The following is a 12,991-nucleotide window of genomic DNA, read 5'->3' on the forward strand; positions in this document are numbered from 1 at the left end:
AGTAATGATCATAAGGAATCTTAAAGCTTCACATCTGGTTTTCTAGAAAATTAAGATGATAGAATAAAAATAATAATAATAATGATAGTAAAATATCAATTTAACATGGAGAGAGAACGCAAGGGAATGAGAGAAACATATCTTAACTAAATTATCTTCTCTCCTAAACGACTTAGTTTTTTATGGAGACTGCAATAATATAAGATATACATGAAGGTAGATTTCGGCGTTTATCATCATTCAACTCCTGAGGAGTCTAACGCGTTTAGAGAGAGACTGGAAAGGGTTTTGATGCCACTCCTTAAATCTGCCTTTAATAGAGAAGCGAGAATTAACGCGTTGGACGTAGGATGTGGGCTTGGTTTCCTATCTTGGCTTATAGCGAGAACTTTTCCTCAAGGTAAGGTGACTTGCATGGATACTTTCAAGGGAGATAGCCTATCTGACGTTTCCGTAGAGAGAGCGATCCTCAACTTTCGTGCTCTGAAGGTGGAAGACAGAGTTACGGTTATTCAACACGACTTAAGAGAACCTATTGATGGGTCTTACGATTTGATAGCGTCAAACTTGTTTTTCCATAACTTAGGAAAGGAGAGATTTAAGGTATACGAGAACGTAATTTTCGCCCTGAAACAGGGTGGATATTTTGTAATCTCAGATATGTTTAGTGAAGAAGAGGACATGAAAATATTGGAAAAACAACTAGATTTGATAGTAACAAGAACTCTTTTTGATGATGATTGGAGGTTTAGAGTTATGATATTGAAAAAGGAAAAACAGTATTAGAATGGTGAGAATTGAGCGAATATGGATGGCATATGCATTACTATATTACTATGCGGTCAATGCATAGAACATGTTAGCAGATAACGCTTCTATAACTTCGAGTGATTGTATATAAGCGAATTCATTTTACAGAGAAGGGGGTTAAGGGGGCGGAAAGCCTCGCCTTTTAAGGCGGGGATGGATAGCCCACTTATATTTAAATAATTCTTTTTCTTAAATTCCATTAATGGCTAGGAGGGTTAAAGCGATCAGAGCTACTGTTTCGATGAAGATCGCCGTATCAGACTCCCTCCTAGCCCTCGTTAATAACTACGTTAAAGCACTCCGTTTTTCGTTGTTTTGGTTAAAGGAAAATGTGAAAAACCCAAATGAGAAGGGAGTGTTAGGGAAAGTCCACAAGGAGTTATACAAGAAGTTAAGAGAGGAGTACAATCTACCGTCAAAGGTTGCTGAGGACTGTTATAGGGATGCCCTTTCAATATACAAGGGTTGGTACAACAACCCGAGGAGGGGGCGTTTTCCGATAGTGTACAAACCTACGGTATGGTTAACTCCTAAAGCGAGTTATAGCGTGAACTTCGAGAGGATGACTGTTAGGATAGCAAGTGTTGGTGAACTACCAATCTTGGGTTACCCTAGAAACCTCAAGGACTACTTGAGTTGGAGGATTAAGGAGGCTAGGTTAGTGGTTAAGGACGGGAAGACCTTCCTCAAAATTGTTTTTGAGACAGAAGGAGAGAAGGTTGAGCCAAAGGAAAGTATTGCAGTAGACATTAACATGAGTGAGATAGTAGTTGGCAAAGACGACAGAAACTACGTTAGGATTCCAACTCGTCTCGAAGAGGTTCATCACTGGAAGTCTTTAGCTGAAAACCTTCAAATGAAATACCCAAGGAGGTGGAGGGAGAATAAGAGGATCCTTCACAGGATTCGTTCTTCTCATCAAAAAGCTAGGAGGGTTATGGAGGATTTCGCTAGAAAAGTGGGGAAGTGGGTTGTTGAGATTGCTAAGGATTTTGGTTCCAACATCATTAAGTTGGAGAGTCTTAAGAACCTCCTCAAGAATGTTAACAAACTACCTAAGGAGTTTCACGACAAACTGTATCTGATGCAGTATCGTCGTTTACAGTATTGGATTTCTTGGCAGGCTAAGAAACACGGAATGATTGTTGAGTTTGTTAATCTAGTTATTCATCAGTCTCATGCCCTAAGTGTGGTAGAAGGATGGAGGAGAAAGGATATCGTTGGTTTAAGTGCTCATGTGGTTATGAGAACGACCGTGATGTAATTGCAATCATGAATTTAAATGGGAGGGGTTCTCTGAGCCTCTCGACTGCCCCTCAAATGAGAGATGTAATCCCGAATCGATGAGGGGAACCCTCGCCCTTCAGGGCGGGGAGGAAGTCAGTCTGTTCCGCTTCATGAATGAAATTATGCAGTGTACATTCATACCTTTATCAAGACGATGTGTATGTTTCAAACGTTGGACTTCCCTCATTTGTAGTTTAATTTGACGTATATTCATGGAAGCTATTTCTCTTGTGTATTTTATATATATAGATTAAGTTTTTCAATAACCAGAAAAATATGGAATAAGAAAACAGGAAAGAGGAGAGGAAAAGGAAAAAAAGAAAAGAAAGAAATAATACCTTTTCTTCTTTTCTTTAAACCCTTTCTTTTGTCTCTTTATAACCTGAACCTATAGTTGGGAATTCCTGATACCTCAGCCTTTCCTGTGAAGATGTAACCGCTCAACGGCTCTTCTCCCTTTGCGGTGGTTATGAAAACCTCGTTCATGTCCTCTCCGCCGAATGTTATTGATGTTACCTTTGAGACCTGAACCTTAATTTCTCCCTTCTTTTCTCCTCTTGGAGACCATCTACTAACCTTACCTCCTCCCCAATGGGCAACCCACAGAAATCCTTCCTCATCTACAGCCATTCCGTCTGGGTTACCAGGCTCATGACCGAAGTCTACAGCTACGCTCATATTATATATTTCACCCTTGCTCAGGTCAAAGTCAAAAGCGAAGACTTTCCTCTTTGGTGTGTCTATCAAATACATTATTTCGTTGTCTGGATCCCATCCCAGTCCGTTTGATATAGTAAGACCGTCAAAGACCTCTACCGGTGACTTGAAAAACTTGTACAAGGAGCCGGTGGGGTTCCTTTCCTTCATATCCATAGTTCCAGCCCAGTACCTTCCTAACTTGTCGCATTTTCCATCGTTGAATCTATTGTTCTCCTTGTCTTCCTCCACCCTCGCAAGCTCCTTAAGAGAGCCGTCCTTTAGGTTTAATAAAGAGAAAGAGTGCCTCATTGTCAGGATAATTGTTTCCTCATTTACAACACACAACGACGAAACCATATCTGGGAGCCTTAGGATTGTCTCCAGACCGGTCTCCAGGTTTTTCCTCATTATCTTCATTCCAAGGATATCCACCCAGAAGACTGACTTTAGCCTCACATCGTATACTGGTCCTTCTCCAAGCGTTAACCGAGTATTACTGAAAAGTTGAAGCTCCATTTAATAGTTAAGGAGAAATCGCTTTTAAAATTCTCCTAGTTTTAATGAAAGAGCTATCAAGCAAAGAGAAAATAAAGATGGTGATCAAAAGGTTATATTCTTAATTAGCTAAAGTAAACATCGTTGGGAAAGGGAGAAAGTAACTTTTTCCTTACTTTTGTTTCTTCAAGAACATGATTTAATGTGATTCTCACGTTCCACATATTTCTGCGTTTTTTTTTCTTTCTTTCTCTTTTTCTCTTTCTCTTTCCCTTCCCCTCCACTTCTTTATCTTAACAGGGGTTAAGGGGCGGAAGACCACTTGCGTAAGGGAGGAGTAGTTCACGCTTGTCCTTGTCTTTCCACTTCCTGTGATGTCTCCTCTATTGGTACCAAGTTGGTGTCATATCCCTTAAAGAACCACATCACTGATGCGAAAGCACCTAAACTCCAGAGGATTAAGTTGAAAAGCACGAATTGGACCTCGGTGAAAGTACTGGTTAGCTCAAGTGATGCAGCATAAGATAACATGGGAGCAATTCTCACACTACCTATCAAGAAAGCCCTAGCCTTAATTGGCATTAATGTAGGCTCTAAAATAGTCCTAACAGCCCATCCAAACTCGCTGAAGAACATGTTAGCCATAAGGAGAATATAAAATGCAATCAAAGTAAATGGAATCACTGAGGTTACTAGTGCCAAGATAGGCAGCATTGTTAATGTACCCCCAACGAAGGAGAACAGAGCGAAGGTTCTAGACCCCAGTCTACTTGATATCATCGCGGCTATGAAACCTGCTAAGGAAGCACCGACGTTTGCCACCAAGTATATTAAATCAACGGTAACTCCCTTGAAGTAATAATCAGCTATCGTGCTTGCCATTAGACCATAGGTTAGGTACTGGGATACACTAATCACGACAAGAAACGCGAACCTGAAGGCTAAAGAAACTCTCTTGTTCACGTGTTTCTCTTGTACGATAGACGTGGGTTTAAAGTCTCTCTCAATTTCCTTCTTGGCCTCGTTGTTTCTCCCAGCCTTGATTAACCACCTTACACTCTCGGGAGTTCTTCTCCTAAGGAAAAGTGCGATGCCAACCAATACCAAGGAAAGTAGACCTAAGACTCTTAATTGAAGTATGTAGGAATTCGATAAAGAATACGTTAAATAGGAGACTAGTGCAGCTACCATTGCACCTACGTTATTGAAGTTGGGCAATATGACCAACATCTTTTCCCTCAACTTTATGGGCATGGTTTCCGACGCGTAGGAAAGGGCAGTAGGAACCTCGCCTTCTATTCCCATATCTGCAGCAACTATCCCCAATACGATCAGGATCAGAAAAAGGGGAGATGAAGACGAAATGATGGACATGGACGCAGTGGTGGAAGACGCAAAAATTATCATGGATCCTGTGCCGTATAATCCCATTGTGAGGAAGAAGGTCCCTCTTCTACCTAACTTGAAGTCAGAAAGTGCAGATATTCCTAAGTCTCCTGCAAGCTGAGCTAGAATCGGAACAACAAGGAACCAAACAGCGTTCACAGAAGGGTAAAAGAGGGGAGCTATACTGGCAATTACCCCCCACATGAAGAAACCTACCATGATTGAGACGAAAAGAGACCAATGAGAAGCGTTCCATCCAGAGAAGTCAACGTCCTTCCTATAATCCATGATTTATACATGTATATTAAGTAACTTATAAATTCACTTATATTCCATTATTTACCAGCAAAAATTTTATTTTATATATATAAGAAAAATAATCCCGTTATACAACGTATTAACTTTGATCAAAGTCCCTCATTACGTCGAGGCATCCTTTCACCTTATCTGTACCCTTCTCCGTTATCCTTATGAAAGTCCTGGGACCAGACACCGTAAATCTCCTCTTAACAGCTACGAGACCGGCGTCCTGTAGTACTTGAATGTGAAAGAAGAGGGAGCTCTTAGGTAGCTCAGTGATCCTGAGTAGATCAGTAAAAAGAGTTTAAGAAAGAAGAAAAAATTACAAGACAAGGTTAACGTCATGGTGTAATATTGAGACAGATCGTCGAGAGAAGAAAGTAATGAAGTTGTGTCTCTATCTACATGTCTTTTAAACTATTTAAAATCATTTGTATAATTTAGTAAATATTTTATAATAACAAGGCAATTGCTTATTAATTTATTAAGATTTATGAAATAACTCTACATACATTTTAAAAATTATTCATATAAGTTACTTAAAGATCCTAAAAATCGATAAGATAGAAATATTTAAATTATAGGGAGATGAGATATGAAGTGGGAAAATGTTCAGGAAGATTTTAGTTGGATTTGATGGTTCTAGGCATTCAATTAAGGCATTAGAGACTGCGATTACGCTAGCTAAGCTACATGGGGCTAGAGTGAAAGTAGTTGAGGCATTGCCAAGGAGTTACCCTGTAGAGCTATATCTGGAGGAAGAGATAAGGGACAAGGAAAGAGTTATTAAACATAAGGAGATGATAAGGGAGATTTCCCGGGATAAAGGAGTTGAAGTTGAGTACGAACCAGTGAGAGGAGATCCAGCCGCAGTGATTTCCGATGTGGCTGAAAGGGAGAACTTCGATCTAGTAGTTGTAGGAAACAGAGGGTTAAGAGGGTTTAGAAAGTTGGTGTCTTATAGTGTATCATCAAAGGTGGTTGAAAGTTCTAGGAGGCTCGTTTTAGTTGTAAAAGAGTAGTTCAATTTGTATCTTTTTGCGGAAAGGGTTACCTGATTTTCAAACCCTCCTTGAGGGATATGTAAAAGACCGATTCGTGCTAGCTATCCTACTCTAAAAGATATGACTTACTGCTTCAATCATTATCTTGACCACGACTGAGGAAAAGCTCTACATTAGCATGGTTTCTATACTAATTCAACTTAACGTTCATGATATATCAGACGGAATTATTGGAGATGAGACGTAATACATAGTCTTTAGATTTGATGTATCTTGTTAACGCTCACTCAACAATTTTTATTAAAGTGATCTCTACCTACAATTTAAGCAAACATGTATACGCTGACCTAGACTCACGAAGTCCAGATGCTCTATTAAATATCTGCAACGCTTTATTAAGTTCTATCGCGCAGAGCTCTATACTACACTGAGCTCATCTTATACTAGTTTTACGAAACAACAAAGAAGTATATTGGATTAAGATTAACCATATAATTTCTTTTTTCTATGTCATTTTCTATATAAAATTAACTATGATCTACTTTTACTTGTTAAAAAGGAGAAAAGCTAAACATTAACTAAAGTATAAGCGTAAAGAATTTAATAATTATAGATTACTTAGCTGAATTAACGTGCGTAAAATAAACAGCTTTCAGAGATTACATGAGAAAGAGAATTAAATTATGAATGAGAGTATGGAATGAGAATGAAAAGTTGTAAACCAATAGTTAAAAGTCAAATCGAAGGGTTGCCCTTCACCAATGGTAGAGGTGGTGAGCCATGTACCTGATGAGGTGGAGGTAATATAAGTTAGGTTATTTTCTTGGTATAGCATCCACTCCGTCAAGAGGTGATATAAAAGGGTGAAAAATATATTGTATTTAAAAGAATGTAAAATTCGTAAATCTTTATACTAATAAAAATATTTATGTTTTCATAGAGTTTTTTGTGTTTCTGGTTCTTATAGATCTTAAATAAAAATTAATTTGAGGTTCATATGACGTGAATTTTTTTTCATGCGTTAGTAGATTAAGTATATAACTATAAATGCTCATAAATGGAGGATCTTACATAATTAAAAACTAATAAAAGGAAAAAGCTAGAGGAATGGTTATTGTAATAGGAGAAATTAAAAGAAGATAAACAGGAAAAATATAACATATATTTATAAAATAAAATATATCACATGTTTTAATAAACTACTTCACCATTTTATCTTCTGCAGCGATGTACAAGAAAGTAGAACCCTGGGGTGTCAACGTTCCATTCATTTACCTTTCCATTTTCTACTGGGTTTTTGGAGTTATCTCTCTATTCACTCATCAAGTCTATGATCAACACCCTTACTTTATGATGATAGGCGCATATTCCCTATTCTTCGGCATGATGCAAAGACTCTTCTTCCCCGCTAAGAAGTACTTTCCCCTACAAGTTGCAGTTCTTGTATTCACTGCGATTCCTATTCATTATTCCCAGGTTGTTGCGTCATTTTTTCTATCCATAGAGGAAATCGTAGCGTTGAAGGATGTAATAGGTTACGGAAGTAGATTTCCAGTTAACCTCATGGTTCTATCCTCTCCTCCTCTGTCAATCATAGCTTGGACAACGTATCCTGATTTTAACGTCTTAATTGTCCCGCTGCTTATGTACGTACTGGGGATCAATATCGGCGTTTTCAGAGCAACTATGGGAACTAGAGTGATAATGGGTATTAAACAAATACCTATCATGGCGTTGGTGCTCATGGTAGCGTTCTTCCCATATCTCTTTATGATAGTTGGAGTTCTTTACTCCCTAGCTTTGATTAACTCTAAGGTAAAGTTTAACTTGTCAGCGTTAACTACCCTCTTTTCCGTGGGCCTCATTCCTTTGTTTTCCTTTCATCATGAGATTCATGCCTTCACTTTGGGGGTAATGTCCCCTCTATTCTTTTCATGCATTACTTTTTCCTTAGCTAGAGAAAAATATGACAGAGTTTTCTTAATGTCTTTGCTTTCCGCCTTATCCTTTCTCTTGAGATTCCTCTTTCTTTTACCTTCTGGTATACCTTGGCTGATGGCCTTGATGACTTTCCTGCTGACTATAGGAAGTCGCCTCGGACCTAAGAACGTAAAAGGGTAGTAACTTGGATAGACATGAGAAGATAAGAAAAAAGAAAATATATTATAATAATATAAATTAATTTACGTCTTCACTATGAATTTTCTTGTAGACCTTGATTGCTTGGAAAGAGAGCATGTATACAAACAACAATCCATTATCATGGTATAAATATTGCTGCAATAGAGGAAGATCGTTGAGAATATAAAGATTGAGACAATACGTGTTAATATGTACTTGAGATAACCTTTTCATCTTCCATCATCAGAGACCCTGTCCGTAAGGGCGGGGTAGTTTACTTACGATATTTAGAAGGTCTAATGTAGAAGCCATTACGACATTTTTAATATGAAGAAGAACACTTCATTTCAGAAAGAAATTCATTATTTATAAAAATTTTACTAAATTTATATATAAATAGCTTTGCCGTTCACACAATCTTTACACATCAACTTAATTTCTCCACTCTAATTCTAGTCGTGAAGATAGGTTACGTTTCAACTAACCGTTCCCTATGCAAAGCTGACTCCACCGTGAGGCTTGATCACTTAGAAAAGGTGAGAGAGGTATCTGAGAGAAACCTCAATTGTTTAAAACGTACACTTATCTGGAACATGGATCATGATATTCTCTTCTTTAGGATAAGCTCCAACACGATTCCTTTCGCCTCTCATCCTAAAATGTCCCTAAATTGGAGAGATGAACTTGGAGATCAACTGAGAAGCGTGGGAGACGTAATTATGGGAAGGATTAGAATTTCAATGCATCCGGGTCAATACGTAGTATTGAACTCCAATAGAAGGGAGGTTGTGGAGAGCTCTGTAGCGGAGCTTAAGTATCACGCAGATTTGTTGGACTCTATGGGCGTTGATGGATACATTCAAATACATGTGGGAAGTTCTCAGGGAGGCAAAAAGGAGGGGCTACGAAGGTTTCAAGAGAACTTCTATCTTTTACCTGAAAACGTGATGAAACGATTGGCTATAGAGAACGACGATAGAGTATATACGGTGAATGACTGTCTGGATTTATGGGACGTATTGCGAACTCCAGTGGTGTTTGATAACCTTCATCACGATTTGAATAATAACGGAGAATCACTCGAAGATGCGTTAAGAATGGTGAGGAATACTTGGAAAGGAAATAGGCCAATGACGGATTACAGTTCCCAAGAAAAGGGGGAGAGACCGGGCGTCCACGCATCTACTTTGTCTATTTCTCACTTTTTAGATTATGTAAAAAGGGTAGACAACGTTGATGTGATGTTGGAAATAAAGGATAAGGAGAAGAGCGCATTACGAGCTGTAGAAATATTAAAAGAAATAGGTAAGTTAGACTAATTAAAAAATTATTTTTAGAGATATAAGGAAAAAAATTGTCTCTTTTTTATATGCATATTTATTATTTTTGTATTCATTAAGAGATTTCGCTTAAGCTTCTTCCCTTTCCAGTTTCAATCCCCTTAGTGAACCACAATATTGCTGCAATCAGTCCTATGAACCACACGCTAAAGTTAAACAGCATATACTGATAAATAGAAAGTCCTGCAGTTAGGAAGATCACTGGTATATAAGCTCCTATGGAAACAAACCTCACTATAGCGGTATAAGTTCCCCTCTTAGTAGTGGGCCACAGTTCTCCTTTTAGAGTATCCTCGGTGAGGTAACCTATGCTGGTGAATACGTTAAGTACCACCAGGAGGAACCAGAATAGAATTAAGTTTGAAGACCATAGAGGGATTGTCAAATATATAGCCGCAGTAGAGGAGGCTGTTCCAACAAAGGATATAAGGAGAATTAACTTCCTGGATATTCTATCTGCGAAGGGAGAAATTCCAAGTCCAGCCGCGAACTCAGCTATGCTTGCAACAAGTATAATAGTAGCAGTCAATTGAGGGAAAAAGTAAGGCCCTGCAACATACGTCATTAAACCGAAGCCTATTGTGTTAGCTCCTGCCATTATTGTGGAAACGGCGAGTCTCAGCGGGATAGAGGGTAGTTTCTTATCCTTTTTAATTTCCTCAACTTTGACTTCTTCTCCCTCCTTGAAGTATTTCTTCACTTCTCTTTCAGCCCCTTCAATATCTCCCTTTTCCTCTAACCATCTGATTGACTCTGGTATCTTTAATCTAGCGTAAGCTAGCACCAGTAGTATGACAATTGCCGTAGCCCCTATCATCAACCTCTGAAAGGACACGCTAGCATAAGCGCTGCTCAAAGCCACAGCTGCAAGGAGAAGACCTCCAAAGTTAATGAAATTGATCTCGAAGAACATGGTTTTGCTTCTGTGCCTATTTGGCATTATCTCATGGTTCATAACCATTATAGTGTTCATCTCTCCACCCGCCGCGAACAATAGCATTGCTAAGAAGAGAAGTATCAGATAATACTCGTAAGCGAAGGTTATTCCCACTGCCCCTAGAGCGTAAAGGGACATTGTGAGGTAGAACATCCTCTTTCTACCTAACTTGTCGGAGAGGGGACCGGTGAATGCAATTCCTATTATCAACCATAGTGGTGCCCAGGCTAGGAGCAGGCTTTCAAGAAACTTAGGCATTGGGACCCAGTTAGTTGCTATGGAGGACATTCCAAAAATATAAGCCTCTAAAGTCATTCCCAGAGAGAACGCTATGAAGGATCAGTTATGTACAGAAGACCACTTCGCGTTTTCCAGAATTTTATATAAATTTCTTCTCATATGAGACAAAGAAAACTATAGATATATTCAATATTTAAACTTTTCTTCGAATCAATGGTCAATTCAGTTTGAACTTCGTTTTAAAAGTAGGAATCTAATTGGAAATTCGAACAAGAGAACTCCTCACTTTATTAGTAAGAAGGAGAAAAGAGATTCCATGAAGTACCTGGGGCTGAGCTGGACTGCCACATTCTTACAGTTAGCCTTAAGACTCAGCTGGGGAGTTATAGCTGTCACATTCGCATATACTCTACATTTAAACTCCGTAGAAATAGGAACGGTTCTCTTCTTGTTCTATGCTGGATATGTGGCAAGCTCAATTCCATGGGGCACACTTATTGACAAGGTTGGACCAAACAAGGTAATCACGTTGTCTGCAATTACATCTGGAGTTCTCTTGCTTCCTATTTTACTTATTAACAACATATTTCAACTTTATGCAATTTATTTGGCTGAGGGAGTTCTCACTGCGGGACTCTTTCCGTCATCTGTAAAGATTGTTTCATCCCTTGAAAGACCGCTAACTCCTTACTTAGCCTTGTTGGAAAGCGCAGCTCCGATAGTTCTACTCGTGATCGCGTTGGCTTCAGGCATCATCATAAATTACTGGAGAGAGTTCTACGTGGTCTTGTTCATTGCTTTAATTATAACAGGACTGTCCTCACATTTGGTGAGGGTGAACGCTAGGAAGGGAAAGAACGTGAGAAGGGTCTTCAATAGAGATATGGCAAAAGTTTCCTTAATCAGGGGAGGGGAGCTTTGGGGGACTTGGGGTGCATCATCATGGCTGTTTCCTTTCCTGGTGTTGTATGATGGTATTCCCAAGAATGAGTCGGAGGTTCTGTTCGTGCTTTACGCCGTTGGTCAAGTTTTATCAATAATAATCAATAACAAGATATCAACCAGAGTAAGGGACCTTACCTTAGTTAGAACATCATTAATAGTTTTCATTTTGTCAGTGATCTTGGTATCTTTCCTAAGGTACTTTTCATTTTTATACGGCTTAAGCTTATTGCTCGGGATATCATCGTTCCTTTACAGACCTCCGACGGACTCGGTGATAGTGAAGATGAACAAGGAGAACGCTGGAACGTCCATGGGTTTAGCGAACGCTGTTTCTCAGGTAGGATCAATGACAGCTCCTCTCATAGTAGGTCTTCTCATATCACTTGGAGATCCAACCTTTGCAATTGCGAGCTTATCCTTGGGTCCTTTAACGTCTCTCATTCTAGTCTCTACGATTAAAAGTGACGAAAATTTAGATGGGAAAGGTACGCTAAGCTGATCTCTCCTTTTATTCTGTAGATAAGGAGGCTCCACAAATGAGAAGAAAATCGTAAAAGTAAACGTAAAGTTCACAAAGTCAACACATTAAGAAGAGATCTTTCATTACGGTTTCCACAAATATCTACATGATCTTCATCATTATTGTTAACATGAAATGTATCTTGAAGAAATCATGATAATGAATCAAGAAGGCATAATATTTTTATAGTGAAATATTACAAATTTAAGACTTACTTCCCATTTTTGAGATGAGAATTAGAATATATGAGTCTCACGAGATACTATCTTTTTTTGTTTGTTTATTTTTCTATTGATGTTCTATGATATTAATGTGTAGAGATAGGAGTGAACATAATAATATATATATATAATATCATCTTTCCTATCTTTTCAGTTCTCTTAAACTCTTATAAATGTGTACATACCTCATTTGAAACCATGAGGCTATTCCTCTTAAACACGCTCATAATCCCATTTCAGGACGACGAAGCTTGTTTCAAGGTTACAAGAGTTGATGCGAAAAAAGCATCTGATATCATCAAGGAAAACAACAACGTAATTAGCGCAGTAGGTCACGATGTAACTGCTAAACTGATGAGCAATCTTCTAGGTTACGATGTGAAGACAAATAGATTGGAGGTCTTCTTTGAGGAAGGAGATCAGGCAATAGCATTTACCCTGAGGAAGAGGCTAAAGGAGGGTGAAGTGTTAACAACCGTCCAAGAACTTGAAAGGATAGGCTATCAACTCTTTTGGATAGTGAGAAACCCTTGTAAATAACCATTCAAAGCCCTATCTAGCTTTCTTTTCATAGAAGAGGATTTTCTTATTCGTCAACTTCATCTAGCGTGTGAGATCTTACTATAATTTTCTCCTTTTAGATCGCGATCTCCTAACTCAAGAACTTCTGCAATTGTACAGCAGTT

The 12,991-nt window shown here is 38.6% G+C and carries 9 protein-coding genes and 2 pseudogenes; 7 read left to right on the plus strand and 4 right to left on the minus strand.

What is annotated here, in order from left to right:
* Positions 1–210: 210 nt before the first annotated feature.
* Positions 211–786, plus strand: a complete 576-nt coding sequence (locus RQ359_RS06000) for a class I SAM-dependent methyltransferase (RefSeq protein WP_054839336.1) — start codon at positions 211–213, stop codon at positions 784–786.
* A 226-nt stretch (positions 787–1,012) separates the two neighbouring features.
* Positions 1,013–2,157: pseudogene (locus RQ359_RS06005) on the plus strand (RNA-guided endonuclease TnpB family protein).
* A 315-nt stretch (positions 2,158–2,472) separates the two neighbouring features.
* Here RQ359_RS06005 and RQ359_RS06010 read toward each other — a convergent pair.
* The 3 genes and pseudogenes from RQ359_RS06010 to RQ359_RS06020 form a co-directional block, all read right to left on the minus strand.
* Complete coding sequence (locus RQ359_RS06010; RefSeq protein ID WP_156016023.1) at positions 2,473–3,312, minus strand: SMP-30/gluconolactonase/LRE family protein; 840 nt, start codon at positions 3,310–3,312, stop codon at positions 2,473–2,475.
* A gap of 321 nt (positions 3,313–3,633) precedes the next feature.
* Complete coding sequence (locus RQ359_RS06015; RefSeq protein WP_054838991.1) at positions 3,634–4,965, minus strand: MFS transporter; 1,332 nt, start codon at positions 4,963–4,965, stop codon at positions 3,634–3,636.
* Positions 4,966–5,074: 109 nt separating this feature from the next.
* Positions 5,075–5,263, minus strand: a pseudogene (locus RQ359_RS06020) (transcriptional regulator); the annotation flags it as partial.
* A 322-nt stretch (positions 5,264–5,585) separates the two neighbouring features.
* Between RQ359_RS06020 and RQ359_RS06025 the strand changes: the two are divergent.
* The 3 genes from RQ359_RS06025 to uvsE all read left to right on the plus strand — a co-directional run bounded on the left by RQ359_RS06025 (position 5,586) and on the right by uvsE (position 9,421).
* Entirely contained in the window at positions 5,586–5,999 is a 414-nt protein-coding gene (locus RQ359_RS06025; RefSeq protein ID WP_054838992.1) for a universal stress protein, read from the plus strand.
* A gap of 1,209 nt (positions 6,000–7,208) precedes the next feature.
* The gene (locus tag RQ359_RS06030) at positions 7,209–8,102 is read left to right on the plus strand and encodes a hypothetical protein (RefSeq protein ID WP_156017457.1); all 894 of its coding nucleotides are present in this window, start codon (positions 7,209–7,211) and stop codon (positions 8,100–8,102) included.
* Between the two features lie 512 nt (positions 8,103–8,614).
* A complete protein-coding gene (gene uvsE / locus RQ359_RS06035; RefSeq protein ID WP_338117000.1) occupies positions 8,615–9,421 on the plus strand; it encodes a UV DNA damage repair endonuclease UvsE in 807 nt (268 codons plus the stop codon).
* A 76-nt stretch (positions 9,422–9,497) separates the two neighbouring features.
* On the opposite strand, the gene RQ359_RS06040 is transcribed toward uvsE, so the two are convergent.
* Positions 9,498–10,712 (minus strand): MFS transporter, encoded by a 1,215-nt coding sequence (locus tag RQ359_RS06040; protein WP_338117035.1) that lies wholly within the window; start codon positions 10,710–10,712, stop codon positions 9,498–9,500.
* Positions 10,713–10,935: 223 nt separating this feature from the next.
* Between RQ359_RS06040 and RQ359_RS06045 the strand changes: the two genes are divergently transcribed.
* Both RQ359_RS06045 and RQ359_RS06050 read left to right on the plus strand, forming a co-directional pair.
* Positions 10,936–12,063, plus strand: coding sequence for an MFS transporter (locus RQ359_RS06045; RefSeq protein ID WP_054838988.1), 1,128 nt, complete (start codon positions 10,936–10,938; stop codon positions 12,061–12,063).
* Between the two features lie 440 nt (positions 12,064–12,503).
* The gene (locus RQ359_RS06050; protein ID WP_054838987.1) at positions 12,504–12,845 is read left to right on the plus strand and encodes an STIV orfB116 family protein; all 342 of its coding nucleotides are present in this window, start codon (positions 12,504–12,506) and stop codon (positions 12,843–12,845) included.
* Positions 12,846–12,991 lie beyond the last annotated feature (146 nt).

The organism is Sulfuracidifex metallicus DSM 6482 = JCM 9184 (assembly GCA_032834875.1).
Lineage (GTDB): Archaea > Thermoproteota > Thermoprotei_A > Sulfolobales > Sulfolobaceae > Sulfuracidifex > Sulfuracidifex metallicus.